This window comes from Limosilactobacillus mucosae DSM 13345, from assembly GCF_001436025.1.
GTDB classification, from domain to species: domain Bacteria; phylum Bacillota; class Bacilli; order Lactobacillales; family Lactobacillaceae; genus Limosilactobacillus; species Limosilactobacillus mucosae.
Genome location: NZ_AZEQ01000001.1, coordinates 46,949 through 67,572 on the forward strand (window position 1 = coordinate 46,949; position 20,624 = coordinate 67,572).

Genomic DNA, 20,624 nt, shown 5'->3' on the forward strand with positions numbered 1-20,624 from the left:
TGAACACGTACGCGTTAAGGCTTAATTGGCGACGATTAAGCAAAAAAAGGTGGTAACACGCGAAAGCGTCCTTTTCAAATCAGACCATGATTTGAAAAGGACGCTTTTATTTTCCGTTGATCACGAAATCTTAGCTAAGATCTCTTTTTAAAATTCATTTGTTGATTGAAAGGGGATTGATTTTTATGAATACGAATAAACTGACTTTCCGTAATGCTTTATTGATTGGATCATTAATTTTTGGGATGCTTTTTGGTGCCGGCAATCTGATCTTTCCGGTTCATTTGGGTCAGATGGCAGGGGCGCATTGGCTAAGCGCGGCTGGCGGCTTTTTGATGTCGGGGGTGCTGTTGCCGCTGATGGCGCTGCTGGCAATCAGCATTACGCGCTCCAATGGAATCTATGATCTGGCGCGTCCTAATGGTGCCTGGTATGCACTTATTTTTCTGATTTTGGTTCATGCAACGCTAGGACCTTTGTTCGCCACGCCACGGACGGCAACCGTTTCATATGCGATTGGTATTGCGCCACATCTTTCGGCCAGTGCCAACACCTGGGGAACCTTGATCTATTCAGCAGCCTTCTTTGGCCTGACGTATTACTTCTCAACTCGGGAAGGACGAATCACTGACACGATCGGTAAAATGCTTAATCCGCTGTTTTTAGGCTTGATGTTTATTATTTTCTTTATGGCATTTATCAGCCCCATGGGACATGCTGGTTCAGCTGCCATCACGGTTGCTTATCGTCACGCTTCATTTACCAACGGCTTTTTGCAAGGCTACAACACAATGGACTGCTTGGCTTCTTTGGCCTTTGGGATTACGGTTATTACGGCGATCAAGGGATTGGGTATCAAGCGTCAGCGCGATATCTCCTGGGCAACGGCTAAGGGAGGAGCTTTGGGTATCATTGGTATTGCTCTGATCTACATTGCCTTGATCTGGCTTGGTGCTACCAGCCTGGCGCACTTTAAGATGGCTGATAACGGTGGTACGACTTTGGAACAGATTGCCAACTACTACCTGGGCACGGCAGGCGATGCAATCTTGGCAGTCTTGGCAACGACGACCTGCATGACCAGTGCAATGGGGCTGGTAGTTGCCTTTTCACAAGATTTCCACCGGCGTTTTCCTAAGATTTCCTACAAAGCCTTCCTGCGCTTCAACTGCGGTCTTTCATTCTTGGTTGCCAACCTGGGCTTGGATCAGATTATTGCCTGGTCAACGCCGATCTTGATGTTCTTGTACCCATTGGCAATTACGCTGATCATCATGGGGATCATGTCGCCGCTCTTTAAAAATGATCCATTGGTTTACCGCATCACGACTGGCTTTACGCTGATTCCGGCTTTCTTTGACATGATGAACGCTACGCCGGCTATTTTGCATAATACGGCTGCCGTTCAAGCAATGATCAGCTTTGCGGCTAAATTCTTCCCATTCTTCGGTCTTGGCTTCGGCTGGCTTTCATTTGGCATTGCTGGCCTGGCACTGGGCTTGATCATTCACTTTGCTAAGGAACGGATGGCTTCACCGGCAATCAGTGAGGACTAGGATTACTGAAATAGCAAGCAAATAAAAACGTGCGGATGCAGTTGCATTACGCACGTTTTTTATATATTAGTCTTTTTCGTTGATGTCTTTGCCGGCATTAGGATCAGCAACATGGTAGTCGCTGTCATGCATGGCCTCAACCTCACCGAGTCGGTAGCCGTTGCCGACCTGACTGAAGAAGTCGTGGTTGGAGGTTGTCGTTGAAATACCGTTCATTACGACGGGATTGACATCACTGGCCGTATCTGGGAACAGCGGATCCTGTCCCAGATTCATCAAAGCTTTGTTGGCATTGTAGCGAATGAACGTCAAGACTTCATCGGTCCAGCCAACTTGGTCGTACAGCAGGTGAGTGTATTTTTCTTCATTATCATAGAGCTCGTATAAGAAGTTGTACATCCAGTCTTTCATGTCCTGCTGCTGTTTTTCGGTCAGATCCTTCATGCCGACTTGGAACTTATAGCCGATGTAGGTTCCGTGAACTGATTCATCACGCAGGATCAGCTTGATGATTTCTGCCACGTTGTTAAGCTTATTGTGACCCAGGTAGTACAGTGGCGTGTAGAAGCCAGAGTAGAACAGGAACGTTTCCAAAAAGACGTTGGCAACTTTTTTCTTTAAAGGACTGACGCTTGGATCTAAGTAAAGATTGCCGATCCGTGTCGCCTTGCTTTGCAGATATTCTTCAGTATCAGACCAGTCAAAGATCTCGCTGATTTCTTCAGGAGTGTTCAGCGTGGAAAAAATCGTGGAATAAGACTTGGCGTGGACCGATTCCATAAATTGAATATTGTTAAGCACGGCCGTTTCATGCTGAGTCTTAACGTTTTCTTTCAGGGCCGTCAAACCAGCTTCCGACTGCAGCGTATCCAAAAGCGTCAGGCCCCCAAATACGTGACCGACGACCCACTGGTGATCAGTATCAAGCTCTCGCCAATCATCCATATCGTTGGAAACCGGGATCCGGGTATCCAGCCAGAACTGTTCGGTTAGTTTTTCCCAGGTGGCTTTGTCGATCATATCAGAGACTTCATTCCAATTGATCGCCTGGTAGTTTTTAAGCGGTACAAAATTCTCAATCTTCATTATTAAGTGGGGCTCCTTTAGTCTTTAATGATTCCAATAAGTTAGATAACGCAGCTTTCGCATTGGTTGGCACCGATCTCATCTTGATCATCGGTAAACGTCCGAATATAGTAGATGGATTTAATGCCTTTTTGATAAGCATAATGGCGCAGAATGTTTAAGTCACGCGTTGTCATCTTATCAGTTCGATTATTTTTCCATTCGTACATCCCGGCTGGAATCGTGGAACGCATAAACAGCGTCATCGCCAGTGATTGATCAATATGTTCCTGAGCAGCCGCATAGGTATCGATTACGCTGCGCATGTCGGTATCATAAGCCGACTTGTAGTATGGCATGGTATCGTTGCTGAGGTATGGTGCCGGGTAGTAGATCTTGCCAATCATTTTTTCCTGACGCTCTTCAATCCGATTGATGATTGGGTGCAAGCTGGAAGTCGAGTCGCCAATATACGACGTCGATCCATTCGGGGCAACGGCTAAACGATAGGCGTTGTAGAGACCATCCTTTTGCACGGCTGCTTTGAGCTCCTGCCAGTCCTTGATACCAGGAATAAAGATGCCTTCAAACAGCTGCTTGACCGTTGCCGACTTAGGCCTCCAGTCTTGACTGACGTATTTGTCGAAGTAGGAGCCATCTGCATACGTGCTCTTTTCAAATTCGGCAAACGTTTCATGACGTTCACGGGCAATGTCGTTGGAGGCTTTGATCGTCCAATAGTTGAGCAGCATAAAGTAGACACTGGTAAATTCCAGGGCGACTGGCGAGCCATATTGAATGTGATGCTTGGCCAGGTAACCATGCAGTCCCATGGCACCAAGACCGATTGCGTGAGCCATGTCGTTGCCGTGCTCGATTGATGGAACGACGTCAAGGTGCTCAATGTCGCTGATATGGGTCAGTCCCCGTACCATGGCACTAACTGAGCGGCCAAAGTCTGGCGTTTCCATCATGTTGGCGATGTTGGTGGAGCCAAGGTTGCAAGAAACGTCGGTCCCCAGCTTGGCAAACGTCTGATCATCGTTAACGATTGACGGCCGCTGAACCTGAGCAATTTCTGAACAAAGATTGCTCATTACGATCTTACCGTCAATTGGATTAGCACGGTTGACGGTATCCAGATTGACGATGTATGGGTAGCCGGATTCCTGTTGCAGCTTGGAGATCTCATCTTCTAAGTCGCGAGCGTTGACTTTGTATTTGGTAATGGCGTCATTAGCGACCATGTTCTCATATTCATTGGTGATGTCGACGTACGAGAATGGCACGCCATAGATGCGCTCAACGTCATAAGGACTGAATAGATACATCTCTTGATTGGCTTCTACCAGCTCGTAAAATTTATCGGGAACGGTAATCCCAAGCGAAAGCGTTTTGATTCGGATCTTTTCATCAGCATTTTCTTTCTTAGCAGACAAGAAGGCCACGATATCGGGATGAAAGACGCTTAGGTAGACTACGCCGGCCCCCTGCCGCTGACCCAGCTGATTTGAGTAGGAAAAAGAGTCCTCCAAAAGCTTCATGACTGGGACGACCCCACTGGCAGCACCTTTGATCTTTTTGATTGGTGCGCCTGCTTCACGGAGGTTGGAAAGATTGATGCCAACGCCACCGCCGATCTTGGAAAGCTGCAGGGCAGAATTGATCGTCCGTCCGATTGAGTTCATATCATCGGTTGCCTGAATCTCAAAACAGGATACGAATTCGCCGCGCCGTTTGCGACCAGCATTTAAAAAGGTTGGCGTAGCTGGCTGATAGCGCTGGTGAATCAATTCATCGGCCAGCTGCATGGCCAGCTCCTCATTGCCGTCAGCCAAAAACAAGGCGTTCATGGCAACGCGATCAATGTAGTTTTCCAGGTAGTATTCCTTGTCGTTGGTTCGCAGGGCATACTGGGCGTAAAACTTGTAGGCTGCCATAAATGAATGAAAATGAAAATCCTGGGCCTTTAAAAAGTCGTAGAGCTCTTCGATGAATTCAAAGCGGTACTTGTGCATAAAGCCGGTTTCGATATAATCGTTTGCCTCCAGCCAGTCATAGCGTTCCTTTAATGAAGCAAAGCGTTTGGTGTTGGGCAAAACGTTTTCTTTGATAAAATCAGTTAAGGCTTCATGATCCTTATCAAGTTGGATTTGACCATCTTTAGGAATGTTGAGTTCATTATTGAGGTCGTAGTATTTTACTTTGGTGAGGTCGATATCTGATAGTGCCATGGATAACTCCTTTTTCCAGTGCAATAAAAAGCGGGCATCGTGCAAAATGATTGAACGATCCCCGGGAATAACGCGGTATAATTGACAACTAAGCCAATTGCTTCAGCATGTCAGGACGGAAGCCAGTAAAGGATTGACCGTCAGGCAGCTTGATTACTGGCGTTGCCTTAAAACCGTCAGCTTTCAGTTGATCAACATATTCTGGATGCTCGTCAATATTGTGTTCAACAAAGTCAACGTGGTGCTGCGTTAGAAACATTTTGGTCATCTTGCATTGAATACAGTTGTTTTTAGAGAAAACGGTAATCATAAATCTCAATCCCCTTTAACTTTTCGTTGAATTAATGTTTTATAGTATAGCGGGTTATGAAGAAATTACAAGCATTGACATACTATATAATGTACGCTTACAAAACGTCAATACAACATGTAGTGGCTAAGCGATAAGGGATTGAGGTGCTGACGGCTGCGGCAAATTTTTTATTTTCAATGAAGATTGCTTCATAACTCACGCGGTAGAAAAATCACAAAAACCATTATACACTGATTAATAATAATTGATAAGGGAGAAAAATTTTGCAACCGGAAGATTATATGGAAATGGCGCTGGCAGAAGCAAGACAGGCTGAATTGATGGATGAGGTACCGATTGGGGCCATCGTTGTCTATCATGGCAAGGTGATCGGTGCCGGTCATAATATGCGGGAGAGATTTCAAAATGCAGCCTATCATGCCGAACTGCTGGCCATTATGGAAGCCTGCGAGTATCTGGGGAGCTGGCGACTGGAGGAATGTGATCTGTACGTAACGCTGGAGCCGTGTATGATGTGCAGCGGTGCCATTATGAACTCACGAATTCGTACTTTATATTATGGAGCCAAAAATCCCAAAGCCGGCACGGTCGAGAGTCTGTATCACCTGCTGAGCGATTCAAGATTCAATCATCAAGTTGAGATTAGATCAGGAATCAAAGAAAACGAGTGTCAGCAGCTGCTCAAACAATTTTTTAAACGGGTTCGCAAAGCACGTAAAGCCGCTAGAAAATCAGCTCAGCAAAAGAATTAACAGAAGACTGGCATTTAGTTTTAAAATAGTGTAAGATATTATTTGCCGTAAGGTCATGGGGCAAGGTTGTGCCTACGAATCGTGTCAGGTCCGGAAGGAAGCAGCACTAAGTTCGCTACAGCTTGTGCCCCATGTTTTTTTTATGAAGATTAACCGCTGTGTGGATCGTTTCGCACGGCTTTTTTTATGTACAAAATATTTTTTCAATCGAATTGCAACGATTTTACTAGTATAATAACGATAATACGGATTTTTACCAGAAAGGAAGCAGTCAAGATGAGCTATCAAGCGCTTTACCGAGTTTGGCGGCCCCAGCGATTTGACGAGATTGTTGGTCAGCAAGTGGTTACGCAGACTTTAAAAAACGCGATCATAACCAAGCAGATCAGTCATGCTTATTTATTTGCCGGACCAAGGGGAACTGGCAAGACCTCAGCGGCAAAAATCTTTGCTAAAGCCATCAACTGTCATCATCGGCAAGACGGCGAACCCTGCAATGAATGCGAGATCTGTCGGGCAATTACTAATGGACAGCTCGGCGATGTAATTGAAATTGATGCTGCTTCCAACAACGGGGTCGAAGAAATACGCGATATTCGCGACAAGGCCAAGTATGCGCCAACTCAAGCCGACTACAAGGTTTATATCATTGATGAAGTGCACATGCTTTCAACTGGGGCGTTCAATGCTCTTTTGAAAACCTTGGAAGAACCGCCCGCCAATGTGATTTTTATCCTGGCAACCACCGAACCGCATAAGATTCCGCTGACTATTATCAGTCGGGTACAGCGGTTTGATTTTCGGCGGATCTCGGCTCAGGATGCTTTTGAGCGCATGCAGTATATCCTGGATCAAAAGCACGTTGACTATGAAAATGACGCGCTCTGGGTAATTGCCAATGCTGCTGAGGGTGGCATGCGTGACGCATTGAGTATTTTGGATCAGGTCTTGTCGTTTAGCGATAATCAAGTCAAGCTGGACGACGCGCTTTTGGTTACCGGCAGCGTCACCAAGCAGCTGCTGAAAAAATACTTTGATGAGACGACCAGCCATCAAAGTGCCGCAGCCCTGCATACAATGAAAGAAATTCTGGATCAGGGTAAGGACGGTCAGCGCTTCATCGAAGACTTGATCTCATTTATTCGCGACGTGCTGCTTTATCAAGAATCGCCACAGCTGGTCAACGTCGCGGGGTCTGGACTTAAGGAAGCCGATTTTCAGCAGTTGAGTCAGGCTGCCAGTGCCGATGAGCTGTACCAAATGATCGACGAGTTAAATGAGATTCAAGAAGAAATGCGCTTTACGACGCATCCTGACGTCTATTTGGAAGTCTTGACGGTCAAGCTTAGTCAAATCAAGCCGCAAGATAATAAAACGAGTGCGACAGATCCCCGGCTTAATCAGACGATCGGTCAGCTGCAGCAAGAGATTCAGCAGCTGCAGGCAGCAATTGCCGGCTTAAGACAAACCGGCAGCGGCTCGGCATCCCGGATTGTCCGACGAGCAGGCAGCAATACTGGCAATAAAATTCAGCCTAAGATGACGGTTAAGCTGGATCGCGTCTACCCAATTCTGGAACATGCCACTAAGCAGAATCTGCGCGGGCTGCAGGAAATCTGGGGTGATCTGCTTAACATGCTGGATACGCCGCAGCGAGCTTTGATCAATACCTCCCAGCCGGTAGCGGCCAGTCCGCAAGGCGTCGTGGTTTCATTTGACAGCAGTTTTTTGCTGCAGCGTGCCAACAGCGGCAGCTTAGCAGCAGATATGGAAGCTGGCCTGCAGCGTCTGTCAGGCAATGAGATGCGCGTGGCATTCGTGCCGATGGATCAGTGGCCAAAGATCCGCCATAACTATTTGGTAGAACATGGCTATTTGAATCAAGGCAAAACCGGTACTGACAAAAAAGATTCATCAGCTCAGTCAGCACCAGCCACGCCAGTTAAAACTGATCCGCTGATTGATAAGGCCAAGCAAATGTTTGGCGATTTGGTAAAGATAGAAGATAATTAAGCAATAACATAAGTAAAGGATGGATAATAACTATGATGCGCGGAATGAACATGCAACAAATGATGAAGCAGGCTAAGAAGATGCAGCAAAAGATGATGGAAGAGCAGCAGAATCTGGCTAAGGAAGAATTTATTGGCGTCTCGCCTGATGAAATGGTCAAGGCAACTTTTACCGGCGACAAAAAGCTGACTGACCTGCAGATTGATCCGCAAGCCGTTGACCCTGATGATGTTGACATGCTGGCTGATCTGGTTTTGGCAGCCGTTAATGATGGCCTGGAAAAAGTCGATGCCGCCACGCAGCAAAAATTCGGCAAGTACACTAAGGGCTTGAACATTTAAGGAGGCTTGGCGATGCAGTATCCTGAGCCAATTGCCAAACTGATCGACAGCTATATGAAGCTGCCGGGAATTGGCGAAAAAACCGCGACTCGCCTTGCTTTTTATACACTGGGAATGGACCAAAAAGACGTTGAGGATTTTGCCAAGTCGCTCTTAAGCGTGAAAAAAGATCTGCACTACTGCAGCATCTGTGGCTTTATTACCGAAGACGATCCTTGTCCAATCTGCCGAGATAAGTCGCGTGACCGTTCAACGATTCTGGTGGTTGAGCATTCGCAAGATATTATGGCAATGGAGCGGATGCACGAATACCATGGCCTCTATCATGTTTTGCACGGTTCCATCTCGCCAAGCGAAGGAACAGGGCCAATGGATATCAACATCCCGGCTTTGCTTAAGCGCCTGCAGAAAAATACCGAGGTCAAAGAAATCATTGTGGCAACCAATGCCTCGCTGGATGGTGAGACCACGGCACAATATCTGGCCAAGCTGATCAAGCCGGCGGGCATCAGAGTCACCCGTTTGGCCCATGGACTGTCAGCTGGCGCCAATATCGACTATACTGATGAGGTAACCTTGTTCAGAGCAGTTCAAGGCAGAACGGAAATGTAGGTGAAGATCATGTTTTTTAAGCATCGCAATCCCCATGCCGTTGAAGAGCTGGGTAATCAAAAGCTGTTGGAACTGATCTACAATGTCAAGGATAGTTGGGATCATGCCAAAGAAACCGAGCACGCTGTCTATGAAGGGCAGGTTGATAATGAGCTCTACAGTCGAACCAAGCTGCAGGAGCAAAAATATCTGTACCTTTATACTAAAGCGCGTCGCAATCATCTGCATGGCTATTTAAACGACAGCGTAATCAAGCAGTAGTTGAGGAACGACAATGGACGGTAAATTTATTTCATTTGAAGGACCAGACGGAGCGGGTAAAACCAGCGTTATGCGCCAGATTACGGCTGACCTGCAAAAACAGCTGGGATTGGATGGCGTTTTGTATACCAGAGAGCCAGGCGGCAACCATATCGCTGAGCAGATTCGGGATGTCTTGTTTGACGCTCGCAATATCGACATGGATCCGCGCACGGAAGCACTGCTGTTTGCCGCAGCACGGCGCCAGCACCTGGTTGCCGATATCATGCCAGCGCTCAAAAGCGGCAAGGTAATTCTCTGTGATCGCTACGTTGACAGCTCAATTGCCTACCAAGGCGCTGGTCGTGGCCTGGGCGAGGATAACATCTGGCAGATCAATCAGTTTGCAATTGATGGCTTAATGCCGGAACTGACGATTTATCTGGATATTGATTCCGAACTGGGCCTTAAGCGAATCGCGCAGAATCGTGCTGATCAGGTCAACCGCCTGGATGAAGAGGCGCTGTCTTTTCATCGCAAGGTCAGAAGTGCCTATCAGAAGCTGGCACGACAAAATCCTGATCGTATCGTTACGATTGACGCCAGTCAGCCGCTGACGCAGGTGATTTCAGCAACTCGTTTGGCAATTCATCAGCGCTTTGAGCAACTGTTTTAACTAATGCGACTTTTTAAGGAGGGCTTATTATGAAAATGATTATGGCAATCGTTCAACCAAAAGATGCCGGCAAGCTGCGGGATGCTTTTATCGACAACAATATCGGTGCGACCAAGCTGTCATCGACGGGTGGCTTCTTAAGAGAAGGCAACACCACTTATATGGTAGTCGTAGAAGATGATCGGGTTGATGAAGTATTGGAAATCATCAAGCATAATGCCAAGTCGCGTGAACAGTACATGACCCCGGCAGCCCAGATCGACAACGGTTCATCGGCCATTCCGATTAACGTTCAGATTGGAGGAGCCACGGTCTTTATCCTGCCAGTCGAAAAATTTTTACAGTTTTAAGTTGCAAACCGGTCAAGACGAGGTGATCCAAAATGGCAAATGCCACGCAATCAAAATGGCAAGCTGAACGGCTGCAGCCAGCAATCAGTCAGCGTCTAAAAAAAACCATGGTTCAAGGTGAACTGGCACATGCCTATTTGTTTGCAGGCCCGTCTGGATCAGGGAAAAAAGCATTGGCGCAGTGGATGGCCCTGCGCCTTTTTTGTGAACAGCCGCAAGCTGGGGAGCCGGATGGAACCTGCAGCGAGTGTCAGCGAATTCTTTCTGGCAATCATCCTGATGTGGTTACTGCAGCGCCAGAGGGTCGGCAGATAAAGGTCGATACGATTCGGCGCTTAAAGGCAGAATTTACCAAGAGTGGCGTAGAAGGCAGTCAAAAACTGTTCATCATTGAAGATGCCGAAAAAATGACGACAAGTGCCGCCAATAGTCTGTTAAAATTTATTGAAGAGCCGCTGCCTGGCATTTATATTCTGCTTTTAACAACCAATAAAAGTGCCGTTTTGCCAACGATTCGTTCGCGCACCCAGATTATTGAGCTACAGCCGTTGCCTAAAAAGATTCTGCAGGAGATGCTGGATCAAGCTGAGATTCCCGTTGGCCTGCAGTCGATTGCATTAGGGTTAACCGATTCAACGGCGCGGATTAAAGAATGGATGGAAGACGACTGGCTCAATCAAGCGGTGCAAGCTGTCGTGCAGTGGTACAAAGAATGTGGTCGGGCTGATCTGGTAGCCTTTGTCACGGTTCAGACAACGCTTTTGAAAGTGGCTGGCGATCGTGAAAAACAAGGATTGATCCTGGATTTGATGGCTTTGATCTGGCGCGATACGCTGATGGTAGCCAATGGCGCTGATGAAGTCGATGATCTGCATTTCAATGACCAATTGACGATGATCAAAGAAATCGCGCAGCACTATCGACTGGATCAATTACTGAAGGTCAGCGAACTGACGCTTGAAACCAGGCATTTAATGGACCAGAACATTTCATTTCAAAATACGGCCGAGCAGCTTTCACTGCGCATTATCAATGTCTTGCAGCGATAGAAATGGGGAAAGACACAAATGAGTGAGCGAGTAGACAAAAGCAAGATTTATGAACGATTCACCAGAGTTACCAAGCAAACCAAGGATCTAGTCGACAGCATGGAAGAATTGCAGTCAATGATGACGGCGGTTCTGGAAGAAAATGCTGAGCTGTCGATTGAAAACGAGCATCTGCATCAAATGCTCAAACAAAAGCATCAGCAGGCAACCAAAGACGGCTTGACCGATTCAAGACGCAACCTGCAAAAGTTGTATCAAGAAGGCTTTCATGTCTGCAATGAATACTATGGCAAGCGATTGGATGAAGACGATTCATGCGCGTTTTGTCTGGATGCAATCTATGGGCGCCACGATCAGCCGCAAAAGTAAGGGTGATATTTATGCAACAGATTCGCAGCTTTACTGATAATGAAACGGGACGACTCTATTTGGTGCCAACGCCAATCGGCAATCTTGACGATATGACGTTTCGAGCCGTCAAGACGCTGGCAGCAGTTGATTTGATTGCTTCCGAGGATACGCGGCATACGCAGATGCTTTTGAATCATTTTGAGATTGATACCAAACAGATCAGCTTTCATGAGCATAATACCGAACAGCGAATTCCACAGCTGATTGAGCTTTTAAAGCAAGGCAAGTCGATTGCGCAGTGCAGTGATGCCGGTATGCCATCAATCTCTGATCCAGGTCGGGAACTGGTTGCAGCAGCGGTTGCAGCCGGTCTCCAGGTCGTTGCACTGCCTGGCGCCAATGCGGGGATTACGGCCTTGATTGCCTCTGGTCTTAACCCGCAGCCATTTTATTTTTATGGTTTCTTAAGCCGCAAGCATCAGCAGCAGATTGCAGAATTGACGCCGTTAAATCAACACCAGGAAACGATGATCTTTTATGAGGCGCCACATCGACTGGCAAAAACGCTGAGTTCGATGGCCGAGGTTTTTGGGTTGGATCGCAAGGCAGTCTTGGCAAGAGAGCTAACCAAGCGTTATGAGGAGTTTTGTCGCGGGTCACTGGAGGAATTGATTCAGTGGGCAGATGAGCATCAGATTCGCGGTGAGTTTGTGATTCTGGTGGCCGGTAATGATCATCCCGACCAGCCAGCTGATGATGCGGCCAACCTCAGCCTAAAAGAGCAGATCGACCAAGAGATTCAGCATGGTCTTTCAACCAATGCGGCTATCAAGCTGGTTGCCAAGCGCAATCAGATCAAGCGCCAGGATTTGTATCGGCAGTACCATGAGCTTTAAGATGAGGTGAGACGATGGCATTGAAAGCCCCTTTGGTATATGAAACCAAGCATCATTTAAGTTACTATGAATGCGATGCAACCGGTCATCCCAGCTTAAGCATGCTGATCAGTATGGCTGTGCAGGTATCAGAAGAACACGGCAATTCGTTAGGACTGGATACGGCAACCATCCAAAGCTATGGCGGTGGCTGGGTGATTACCAGCTATGAAGGATCCTTTGCCGCACGACAGCCGATTAATGGTGAAGAGGTAATTCTAGGCACGCGGGCGATTGCCAATAATCGTTTCTTTGCCCTGCGCGAATTTTGGATTCAATCAGCTGATCGTCAAGTTGAGTATGTTCGCTTGACCGGGCTGTTCGTTTATATGAACCTGCAGACGCGTCATTTAATGTCGATTCCGCAAGCAGTCATTGAGCCTTATCATGGTCCGGAAAAGAAGCGGCTGCCTAGATTGGCTAAGGCTCGCGAACTCCAAGACGTTAGATTTAAAAATGACTATCATGTTCGATTCTTTGATATTGATTCAAACCATCATGTCAATAATGCTCGCTACTTTGACTGGATGCAGGATCCGTTGGGGGCAGAATTTTTAACGCACCATCAGCTAAAGCATATGACGATGCGCTATGAAAAAGAAGTGCGCTACGGTCAAACCGTCACCAGTGAGATCAGCAGTCCCTATCGCAATGAAAATGGTGAGTTGACCACTGATCATCGAATCGTTGTCGATGGTCAGCTGGCGGCGGCCTCAACGATGACTTGGAATGAATAAAATACGTAAAATCGCGTCTGTCAAGCTGACAGACGCGATTTTTAGTACGATGAACGGCTTTGAAGTGATATGCTTTTGACTTTTCGTATTATTTACACTGCAAAAAAGTTTTAAGGCCCAAACAGGCTGAAATTGGTGGTATTCTTTATATATAACAGATAAAAAGGGCATTCATTGAATAAAATCATGTGAGGAGTGTTAATTTGAAAAATTCGTTATTTGGGATTATTTTCCTAGAGCCGGATCGCTTGACGCTTCGGATTGTAGAGCTCCCAACCCTTAAAATCATTACCGAGGTCCAATCAGGGGCCTTGATCGTTGGCAGTCATAACGTTGCCAACTATGCACAAAACATGCAGGCTATTGTTGATAATCTTCAAGGTTTTCAACGAATTCTGCGTGAATATCAAGTTGAAAAATTCGCCTTTTATGGCTCTTTAGAAGACTTAAACATGGTCGAGGCTCGCTATATTGCCGAGCAATTAAAAGTCAGGACTGATTTGAATATTGAATGGCTCAGCAACAATCAGCTGATGGCCAGTGCCTTGGCAGCCGTAATGGCCCAGATGCCGCGGTTCAACGAGCTTAGTAAAAAGGCGTTGTATATTTTGACGATTGGTCTGAACACGACGCGGCTTTCCTATTTCCGCCACGGCAAGTTTCAGACGTCATGGGACATCGACTTGGGCGAGGCGCGCGTCAATCACCTGGCCCAAACGCTGCGCCAGACGACGACGACGCCAAGCGAGATTATTCTGGACTATATTTCAAGCAAGCTGGAATACCTGGTACCAGAACTGCGTCATGTCAAAAATTCCAATCTGTTGATTCATAACGTAGGAACGATGGCCCAAAGCTACGTTAAGCCTGATGAGATGCTGGGCAAGGTGCCGCGTGAAGATTTTGAAAAGCGCTACCAGCGGATCGTCAGCTCGTCCAATCAGTTCATTATCAATCATTACAACGTTGATGAGCAAAGCGTCAACTGGGTATTGCCCAACTACCTGGTGATTTCGCGTACCATTCATCTGCTGGATGCACAGCGAATCTATGCCACCAGTCTGCGCATTTTGGATGGCCTGACGATTATGCAGCTGGGTGATCGCTCGCTGGTCGCCAATATGATTCGAACCTCAGCAGCCAACATGGCACAACGCTATGGAGCTGATACGGCGCATTCAACGTTTGTTACCAGAGTTGCGCTGCAGCTGTTTGATGCCCTGCAGCCGATTCACCGGCTTGATCGGCATGATCGCCTGCTTTTAGAGATTGCCTGCAAGATTGAAGATATCGGCAACTTTATCAATCCACAAGGGCACTATCGGCATTCGCAATACATCTTAGAAGCTAATCCGCTGATTGGTCTTTCAGCTGATGATAACCGTACGATTGCTGAAGTAGCGCGCTATCACAGTTCTGAGAGTCCCGACGTTGCGCAGGCTCACTATCGGCATATGGATGATGATATTCAGATGCCGGTTGCCAAATTGGCGGCAATTCTTAGGGTAGCGGACTCGCTTGATGACTCACGCCTGCAGAAAATTTCACGAGTTGAGCTGCGCCTGCAGGATGAACGCTTGCTGATCACGGCCCATGCCAATGACGATCTGGTCTTGGAAAAGTGGGCCTTTCAACGAAAAAATCAGCTGTTTACCGATGTCTATGGCCTAAAGCCAGAATTAATTGCCAAGGAAGGGGAATGAAATGATGTATAAAGATTTTTATCAGCCGCAAAACTACGTCAACCGTGAGCTTTCTTGGATTGACTTTAATGGTCGGGTCTTAGAAGAAGCACTGGCCCCAGAAAATCCGCTGCTGGAGCGGGCTAATTTCCTGGGGATTACGCAAAGCAACGTGGACGAGTTCTTTATGGTACGAGTTGCCTCGCTGCATAAGCTTTCGGCTGCCAACGTTACGACAACCGATGCTTCAGGTATGACGCCCAAAGAGCAGCTGGACGCGGTTAATGAAAAAGAACACGGCATGGTTGAGCAGCGCTATCAGATTTATAATGATCAGCTGCTGCCAGAACTGGCAGCACAAAATATTCAAATTCTACATGTCAGAAATTTGGATGCTGAACAATATGAATACGTTCGTCGCTACTTTAACGAGGAATTAATGCCGGTATTGACGCCAATGGCTGATGATACATCGCGGCCATTTCCTTTTATCTCCAACAATTCGCTCAACATTGCAGTTAAATTGGAACGCGATCCAGAAAGCCTGCACGTTAAAGAGCACGAAATTCTGGAAGGCGATCAAGAGATTCAAGGCCGCTCTCAAGAACCTCATGATGAGAATACCGAAAATGAAGAGAAATTTGCGACGGTCCGCGTTCCGGAGATCTATAAGCGTCTGGTCAAGCTGCCAGGCGAAAACCAGTTTGTCTTATTGGATGAATTGATCAAGGAATTTCTGTCGGTTCTTTTTCCCGGCTACCGCATTATTTCTTCTGGTACTTATCGGGTCATGCGGGACATGGATCTGGACGTTGCCGAAGAAGATACGTCTGATCTATTGCGGGCCGTTCAGCATCAGCTGCGGGAGCGTGAACATGGTCATGTCATGCGTCTAGAGGTTGAGCGTGATATTGATCCATGGTTGGAAAATCATCTGATCAAGAACCTGCATGTAAATGAAACGGCAGTCTATCGCGTCAATGGACCAGTCGATCTGACGTTTTTAAAGAAGCTTTCTGGGATGGTCAAAGGACACGATGAGCTGCGTTATCAGCCGTTCAAAGCGCACCTCGATCCGCGCTTTGATATGGATCATAATATCTTTGAGGCAATTCGCACTAAAGATCATCTGGTTCAGCATCCTTATGATGATTTTCAATCGGTCGTCAACTTCATTCATCAAGCGGCCACTGATGACCAGGTCTTGGCGATTAAGATGACCTTGTATCGTGTTTCGGGCAATTCGCCGATCATTAAGTATCTGGGGATGGCTGCTCAGCAAGGCAAACAGGTTACGGTTTTGGTTGAAGTCAAGGCGCGGTTTGATGAACAAAACAACGTTCGCTGGGCGCGGCGTCTGGAACGAATGGGCTGTCACGTTATCTATGGCCTGGTTGGCTTAAAGACGCACTGTAAGCTGGCATTGGTTATTCGGCGTGACGAAGATGGCATCCGGCGCTACATGCATCTGGGGACTGGTAACTATAATGATGTTACGGCTCATTTCTACACCGATATGGGACTGTTTACGTGCGACTACGAACTGGGCGAAGACATGACCAACCTGTTCAATATGCTTTCAGGATTTGCTCGGCCACGCTACTTCCATAAGCTGCGAGTCTCACCAGATGGCATTCGGGAGTTTATTGATGGCAAGATTGATGAGCAGATCAAGATTGCTAAGGCCGGCAGCCCAGCTTTGATTCGCATGAAGATGAACTCGCTGTCTGACAAGCAGATTATCGCGCGGCTTTATGAAGCGGCTGCGGCAGGTGTTAAGATTCAGCTGCTGATTCGCGGAATTACCTGTCTGCGCAATGATCTGCCTCAGCTGCATGAAAATATTGAGGTTCATTCAATCGTGGGGCGTTTTTTGGAACACTCACGGATCTATTACTTCAAGGGCAACGGTCATGAAGAAATCTATCTGGCCAGTGCTGATATGATGACGCGCAATCTGAATCGACGGGTTGAGGAGCTGTTCCCAGTTTTGGAAAGTGATACTAAGGCACGGGCAATCGATATTTTTGACAAGATGTGGCAAGATAATGTCAAGACACGGATTCTGCACGGCAACAAGTATGAGCGAATTGACCGCGGTAAGACGCAGCCGTTTAGCTGTCAAGAATACTTTATTGCGCAAGCTCAGGCAGCTAACCGAGCTGATAAGAAGGAAACTGAACAGCATCAAGCAGCCAGTGCCTTTCAGCCAATGACGCGTCACGTATCCAAGCTGCATTTGAACGATAAAGAGGACAATGCGCATGATTAATCTGGCGGTTATTGATCTGGGCTCAAATTCGGTTCGGCTGCGAATTACTGAGATTAACGAGTCTGGTAATTATAATTTGGTAAGCTATGAAAAAGAATATGTTCGTCTTTCAGAAAATATGGGGCCAGAAAAAATGCTCAAGCCAGCGCCAATGGATCGAACGATAAAAGCACTGCAGCATTTTAAGCAGCTCTGCATGGCATTAGAAAACGTTCGGGTGATTGCGGTTGCCACGGCTGCCGTTCGTCAGGCTGCCAACCAGACGGAATTCTTAAAGCGGGTCAAGGCAGAGACCGGTTTTAGCTTTAAGGTAATCTCTGGTGAGCGGGAGGCTTATCTGGACTATGTTGGCGTTACCAGAACTCTGCCGATTAAAAACGGATTGATTATCGATACTGGTGGCGCCAGCATGGAATTGATCTATGTCGATGACGGACAGGCTGAAGAAATCATCAGTCTGCCGATCGGTGCGGTGCTGCTTTCTCAAGAATATCATCTGGATGATCAGATTAACTCTGCTGATTTGTTTGATGCCATCGTTAGGGTTGATCACGCGCTGGGACCTCAGCACTGGCTGCAGCGGGCCCGACACCAAGAAGTCGTGGCCCTGGGTGGCAGCAATCGAGCTCTGGCTAAGATCTATCGCTGGCAGCTGGAGGCTCAGGGCAAAGGTCGTCAACCCGTTCATGGTCTAAAAATGTCGACAGCTGATGCCAATCGCATTATGCACTCGCTGCTTGCGATGGATAAAAGGCAGCGGGCCAACGTTCATGGCATTGCTTCTGAACGGGCTGATGTAATTGTTGGCGGCCTGCTGCCATTAATGGCGATTTTGCGGCAGTTGGACGTCAAGCAGCTGACATTTAGCAATAATGGGCTGCGGGAAGGCTTAATGTTTAAGTTCTTGGATCATGAGATCATGAGCAGTATCGTTCAGCCGCTGACGGATTAAATTTTTAAAGATTGATATCAAATGGGTTTTTACTAAAATTTTATGTTATAATTTTACTAAGAGAGAAATGAAGAGGTAAACCCGTCAAGATAAGGGAGGAAAACACTTTGGCTATTTTAGTTGCAGGTGGGGCCGGATACATTGGCTCACACATGGTTAAAGATTTAATTGAACATGGTTATGACGTGGTCGTTGCAGACAACCTTTCAACGGGACACAAAAAGGCCATCAATCCAAAGGCTAAGTTCTACTATGGCGACATTCGCGATCGTGCCTTTCTGGATCGGATTTTCGTTAATGAAGAGATTGAAGCCGTAGTTCACTTTGCGGCCTTTTCAATCGTTCCCGAATCAATGAGTGAGCCTTTGAAGTACTTTGACAACAACACGAGTGGCATGGTTACGCTTTTGGAAGCCATGCGCGACTTTGGCGTTAAGTACATTGTCTTCAGCTCAACGGCGGCTACTTATGGTACGCCGGAACACATGCCAATTAAAGAAACCGATCCGCAAAAGCCAATCAATCCATATGGTCTGTCCAAGCTGATGATGGAACAAATGATGGCATGGGCTGACAAGGCTTATGGTATTAAATTCGTGGCGCTGCGCTACTTCAACGTGGCTGGGGCTGCTCCAGACGGTACGATTGGCGAGGATCATGGTCCCGAAACGCACCTGGTTCCAATCATCATGCAGGTTGCTCAAGGCAAGCGCAAAGAACTCAGCATCTTTGGCGATGACTACGATACGCCGGATGGTACCAACGTGCGTGACTATGTTCATGTTATGGATTTAGCCGATGCTCATATTCTGGCTTTGCAGTATCTGAAGAAGAACAATCAATCCAACCAGTTCAACCTGGGCTCTTCAACCGGCTTTTCCAACAAGCAGATGCTGGAAGCGGCTCGTGAGGTTACGGGTAAGGAGATTCCAGCTAAGATGGCGCCTCGTCGTCCCGGGGATCCAGACTCGTTGGTTGCGGCCAGTGAAAAGGCACGTGAAGTCTTGGGTTGGAAGCCGAAATTTGATGACGTGCACGATATCATTGCAACGGCTTGGAAGTGGCACTCCACGCATCCAAAGGGCTATGACGACCGCAACAATTAAAAATCAAATATTAATTGCTTAATTAAAGATGAGTACGCTAAGAGCTAAAAAGCTTGCCGTACTCATTTTTTAGTTGTGTGATAAAATTGCTAAGTACGAAAGGAACGAGAAACTAATGAAAATACTTGCAATTGATACCTCTAATCACCCAATGAGCGTGGCATTGGTAGAAGACGATCAGCTTCTAGCTACAACGACGCTTAATATGGTCCGCAACCACAGCATTTTTCTTTTACCGGTAATTGATGATCTGTTTCAAAAAGTTCAATGGCAGCCCCAAGACTTGGATCGGGTCGTAGTTGCCCAGGGTCCGGGATCATATACCGGCATCCGCATTGCAGTAACTACTGCCAAGGTGCTTGCCGATACTTTGGACATCGAATTGACAGGCGTCTCCAGCTTAAAGACGGTGGCGGCTAACCTGCCTTCAGCAACTGACGCCTTGATCGTGCCATTTTTTGATGCACGGCGCGGCAATGTTTTTGCAGGGGTCTATCGGTGGCAAGATGATCAGCTGGTCAGCGTATTGCCTGATCAGCACCTATCAATGCAGGCCTTGCTGGATCAATTGGCAAAACTTGAAAAACCGGTCTTAATGGCAGGCGAACTGACTGACCGTTTGCAAAAGCAGCTCAAAACCGTGCCTGAGCAGCTGAAGTTTTTACCGGCTGCATTTAGTATTCCGTCAACCTATCAGCTGGCCTTGCTAGGGGAAAAAGCAGCACCGGTTAAAAATATTGATGCATTTGTGCCGCAATACTTAAGAATTACCGAGGCCGAGGCAGTTTGGCACCACCAGCACCCCGACGCTCCACAGCAGGATTATGTTCGAGAAGTTTAAGAATTGGCTGGAACAGGTTGGCAGCACTGACCGGACGCCAATGACGTTTGCCAGCCGTTCGATCAGACTTAATCATCAATCTGGTACGATCAGTCAGGCTAAGGAAGCTGATATTGCTGCCATGGTGCATATTGAGGAACTGATCTATGGCGTGGCACCGTGGAATCGAGCGGCATTTGCAGCGGATCTGAAGAAAAGTGATCGGCTGTATCTGGTGCTGAAAAATGCCAATGGGGACGTCCTGGGCTTTATCGGCTGTTCATTTGACTGGAATCGTGCTGATGCTCATATTACCAACTTTGGCGTGCATCCGGCTTTTCAAAGACAGGGACTGGGAACCTACCTGCTGCAGACGACCAGGCAGATTGCTCTGGCACAAGCAATGCGCACGATGAGTCTGGAAGTTAGAGTCTCCAACTATCAGGCACAGCGGCTCTATCGACGGATGGGGTTTATGGATGGCGAGCTCAAGCGGCATTATTACTTGGACAATCATGAAGACGCGTTGGATATGGTTGCCCAGCTTGAAGAAGTGAAAGGATAGAAT

General features: G+C 47.2%; 21 protein-coding genes and 1 other RNA gene. 19 read left to right on the plus strand and 3 right to left on the minus strand.

The genetic code is table 11. The features are described from left to right. The first annotated feature begins 185 nt into the window (after positions 1 to 185). The gene (gene brnQ, locus FC47_RS00235; RefSeq protein WP_039945977.1) at positions 186 to 1,556 is read left to right on the plus strand and encodes a branched-chain amino acid transport system II carrier protein; all 1,371 of its coding nucleotides are present in this window, start codon (positions 186 to 188) and stop codon (positions 1,554 to 1,556) included. 66 nt (positions 1,557 to 1,622) lie between these two features. On the opposite strand, the gene nrdF is transcribed toward brnQ, so the two are convergent. The 3 genes from nrdF to nrdH all read right to left on the minus strand — a co-directional run bounded on the left by nrdF (position 1,623) and on the right by nrdH (position 5,165). Next, entirely contained in the window at positions 1,623 to 2,642 is a 1,020-nt protein-coding gene (nrdF, locus tag FC47_RS00240; RefSeq protein WP_006500478.1) for a class 1b ribonucleoside-diphosphate reductase subunit beta, read from the minus strand. A gap of 41 nt (positions 2,643 to 2,683) precedes the next feature. Then, entirely contained in the window at positions 2,684 to 4,855 is a 2,172-nt protein-coding gene (nrdE, locus tag FC47_RS00245) for a class 1b ribonucleoside-diphosphate reductase subunit alpha (RefSeq protein ID WP_006500477.1), read from the minus strand. A gap of 88 nt (positions 4,856 to 4,943) precedes the next feature. After that, entirely contained in the window at positions 4,944 to 5,165 is a 222-nt protein-coding gene (nrdH, locus tag FC47_RS00250) for a glutaredoxin-like protein NrdH (RefSeq protein WP_006500476.1), read from the minus strand. Between the two features lie 266 nt (positions 5,166 to 5,431). Here nrdH and FC47_RS00255 point away from each other — a divergent pair, with 266 nt between their 5' ends. The 18 genes from FC47_RS00255 (at position 5,432) to rimI (ending at position 20,621) form a co-directional block, all read left to right on the plus strand. Beyond that, a complete protein-coding gene (locus FC47_RS00255; protein WP_258442362.1) occupies positions 5,432 to 5,920 on the plus strand; it encodes a nucleoside deaminase in 489 nt (162 codons plus the stop codon). 47 nt (positions 5,921 to 5,967) lie between these two features. Next, an RNA gene (gene ffs / locus FC47_RS10345) (signal recognition particle sRNA small type) lies at positions 5,968 to 6,064 on the plus strand. 132 nt (positions 6,065 to 6,196) lie between these two features. After that, entirely contained in the window at positions 6,197 to 7,933 is a 1,737-nt protein-coding gene (gene dnaX, locus FC47_RS00260; protein ID WP_056967509.1) for a DNA polymerase III subunit gamma/tau, read from the plus strand. A gap of 32 nt (positions 7,934 to 7,965) precedes the next feature. Further along, a complete protein-coding gene (locus FC47_RS00265; protein ID WP_006500473.1) occupies positions 7,966 to 8,274 on the plus strand; it encodes a YbaB/EbfC family nucleoid-associated protein in 309 nt (102 codons plus the stop codon). A 12-nt stretch (positions 8,275 to 8,286) separates the two neighbouring features. Then, positions 8,287 to 8,886 (plus strand): recombination mediator RecR, encoded by a 600-nt coding sequence (gene recR / locus FC47_RS00270; protein ID WP_006500472.1) that lies wholly within the window; start codon positions 8,287 to 8,289, stop codon positions 8,884 to 8,886. Positions 8,887 to 8,895: 9 nt separating this feature from the next. After that, positions 8,896 to 9,147 carry a YaaL family protein gene (locus tag FC47_RS00275; RefSeq protein ID WP_039946025.1) on the plus strand — a complete coding sequence of 84 codons (252 nt, stop codon included), beginning with the start codon at positions 8,896 to 8,898 and terminating at the stop codon, positions 9,145 to 9,147. A 13-nt stretch (positions 9,148 to 9,160) separates the two neighbouring features. Then, positions 9,161 to 9,802 carry a dTMP kinase gene (gene tmk, locus FC47_RS00280; protein WP_033934295.1) on the plus strand — a complete coding sequence of 214 codons (642 nt, stop codon included), beginning with the start codon at positions 9,161 to 9,163 and terminating at the stop codon, positions 9,800 to 9,802. A gap of 29 nt (positions 9,803 to 9,831) precedes the next feature. After that, a complete protein-coding gene (locus FC47_RS00285; RefSeq protein ID WP_006500469.1) occupies positions 9,832 to 10,152 on the plus strand; it encodes a cyclic-di-AMP receptor in 321 nt (106 codons plus the stop codon). A 32-nt stretch (positions 10,153 to 10,184) separates the two neighbouring features. Further along, the gene (gene holB / locus FC47_RS00290; RefSeq protein WP_033934296.1) at positions 10,185 to 11,201 is read left to right on the plus strand and encodes a DNA polymerase III subunit delta'; all 1,017 of its coding nucleotides are present in this window, start codon (positions 10,185 to 10,187) and stop codon (positions 11,199 to 11,201) included. Positions 11,202 to 11,219: 18 nt separating this feature from the next. Next, entirely contained in the window at positions 11,220 to 11,570 is a 351-nt protein-coding gene (locus tag FC47_RS00295) for a DNA replication initiation control protein YabA (protein ID WP_006500467.1), read from the plus strand. 11 nt (positions 11,571 to 11,581) lie between these two features. Beyond that, complete coding sequence (gene rsmI / locus FC47_RS00300) at positions 11,582 to 12,448, plus strand: 16S rRNA (cytidine(1402)-2'-O)-methyltransferase (protein ID WP_033934297.1); 867 nt, start codon at positions 11,582 to 11,584, stop codon at positions 12,446 to 12,448. A 14-nt stretch (positions 12,449 to 12,462) separates the two neighbouring features. Beyond that, the gene (locus FC47_RS00305) at positions 12,463 to 13,224 is read left to right on the plus strand and encodes an acyl-[acyl-carrier-protein] thioesterase (RefSeq protein WP_033934298.1); all 762 of its coding nucleotides are present in this window, start codon (positions 12,463 to 12,465) and stop codon (positions 13,222 to 13,224) included. A gap of 203 nt (positions 13,225 to 13,427) precedes the next feature. Next, on the plus strand, positions 13,428 to 14,927 hold the full coding sequence (locus tag FC47_RS00310; RefSeq protein WP_048345400.1) for a hypothetical protein: 1,500 nt from the start codon (positions 13,428 to 13,430) through the stop codon (positions 14,925 to 14,927). A gap of 4 nt (positions 14,928 to 14,931) precedes the next feature. Beyond that, positions 14,932 to 17,178 carry an RNA degradosome polyphosphate kinase gene (locus FC47_RS00315; protein ID WP_056967555.1) on the plus strand — a complete coding sequence of 749 codons (2,247 nt, stop codon included), beginning with the start codon at positions 14,932 to 14,934 and terminating at the stop codon, positions 17,176 to 17,178. Further along, on the plus strand, positions 17,171 to 18,130 hold the full coding sequence (locus FC47_RS00320; protein WP_056967510.1) for a Ppx/GppA family phosphatase: 960 nt from the start codon (positions 17,171 to 17,173) through the stop codon (positions 18,128 to 18,130). Before FC47_RS00315 ends, FC47_RS00320 begins: the two co-directional genes overlap by 8 nt. Before the next feature lie 107 nt (positions 18,131 to 18,237). Further along, positions 18,238 to 19,236, plus strand: coding sequence for a UDP-glucose 4-epimerase GalE (galE, locus tag FC47_RS00325; RefSeq protein WP_033934300.1), 999 nt, complete (start codon positions 18,238 to 18,240; stop codon positions 19,234 to 19,236). Between the two features lie 115 nt (positions 19,237 to 19,351). Continuing rightward, entirely contained in the window at positions 19,352 to 20,077 is a 726-nt protein-coding gene (tsaB, locus tag FC47_RS00330; protein WP_056967511.1) for a tRNA (adenosine(37)-N6)-threonylcarbamoyltransferase complex dimerization subunit type 1 TsaB, read from the plus strand. After that, positions 20,061 to 20,621: a ribosomal protein S18-alanine N-acetyltransferase gene (rimI, locus tag FC47_RS00335; protein WP_048345402.1), complete on the plus strand. Its 561-nt coding sequence runs from the start codon at positions 20,061 to 20,063 to the stop codon at positions 20,619 to 20,621. The genes tsaB and rimI overlap by 17 nt, the downstream gene beginning before the upstream one ends. Positions 20,622 to 20,624: the final 3 nt, after the last annotated feature.

What these genes read in the sequence shown, in the direction of transcription:
- brnQ (WP_039945977.1), top strand. Translation starts at nt 186, where the DNA reads ATGAATACGAATAAACTGACTTTCCGTAATGCTTTATTGATTGGATCA.
- nrdF (WP_006500478.1), bottom strand. Translation starts at nt 2,642, where the DNA reads ATGAAGATTGAGAATTTTGTACCGCTTAAAAACTACCAGGCGATCAAT.
- nrdE (WP_006500477.1), bottom strand. Translation starts at nt 4,855, where the DNA reads ATGGCACTATCAGATATCGACCTCACCAAAGTAAAATACTACGACCTC.
- nrdH (WP_006500476.1), bottom strand. Translation starts at nt 5,165, where the DNA reads ATGATTACCGTTTTCTCTAAAAACAACTGTATTCAATGCAAGATGACC.
- dnaX (WP_056967509.1), top strand. Translation starts at nt 6,197, where the DNA reads ATGAGCTATCAAGCGCTTTACCGAGTTTGGCGGCCCCAGCGATTTGAC.
- FC47_RS00265 (WP_006500473.1), top strand. Translation starts at nt 7,966, where the DNA reads ATGATGCGCGGAATGAACATGCAACAAATGATGAAGCAGGCTAAGAAG.
- recR (WP_006500472.1), top strand. Translation starts at nt 8,287, where the DNA reads ATGCAGTATCCTGAGCCAATTGCCAAACTGATCGACAGCTATATGAAG.
- FC47_RS00275 (WP_039946025.1), top strand. Translation starts at nt 8,896, where the DNA reads ATGTTTTTTAAGCATCGCAATCCCCATGCCGTTGAAGAGCTGGGTAAT.
- tmk (WP_033934295.1), top strand. Translation starts at nt 9,161, where the DNA reads ATGGACGGTAAATTTATTTCATTTGAAGGACCAGACGGAGCGGGTAAA.
- FC47_RS00285 (WP_006500469.1), top strand. Translation starts at nt 9,832, where the DNA reads ATGAAAATGATTATGGCAATCGTTCAACCAAAAGATGCCGGCAAGCTG.
- holB (WP_033934296.1), top strand. Translation starts at nt 10,185, where the DNA reads ATGGCAAATGCCACGCAATCAAAATGGCAAGCTGAACGGCTGCAGCCA.
- FC47_RS00295 (WP_006500467.1), top strand. Translation starts at nt 11,220, where the DNA reads ATGAGTGAGCGAGTAGACAAAAGCAAGATTTATGAACGATTCACCAGA.
- rsmI (WP_033934297.1), top strand. Translation starts at nt 11,582, where the DNA reads ATGCAACAGATTCGCAGCTTTACTGATAATGAAACGGGACGACTCTAT.
- FC47_RS00305 (WP_033934298.1), top strand. Translation starts at nt 12,463, where the DNA reads ATGGCATTGAAAGCCCCTTTGGTATATGAAACCAAGCATCATTTAAGT.
- FC47_RS00315 (WP_056967555.1), top strand. Translation starts at nt 14,932, where the DNA reads ATGTATAAAGATTTTTATCAGCCGCAAAACTACGTCAACCGTGAGCTT.
- FC47_RS00320 (WP_056967510.1), top strand. Translation starts at nt 17,171, where the DNA reads ATGATTAATCTGGCGGTTATTGATCTGGGCTCAAATTCGGTTCGGCTG.
- tsaB (WP_056967511.1), top strand. Translation starts at nt 19,352, where the DNA reads ATGAAAATACTTGCAATTGATACCTCTAATCACCCAATGAGCGTGGCA.
- rimI (WP_048345402.1), top strand. Translation starts at nt 20,061, where the DNA reads ATGTTCGAGAAGTTTAAGAATTGGCTGGAACAGGTTGGCAGCACTGAC.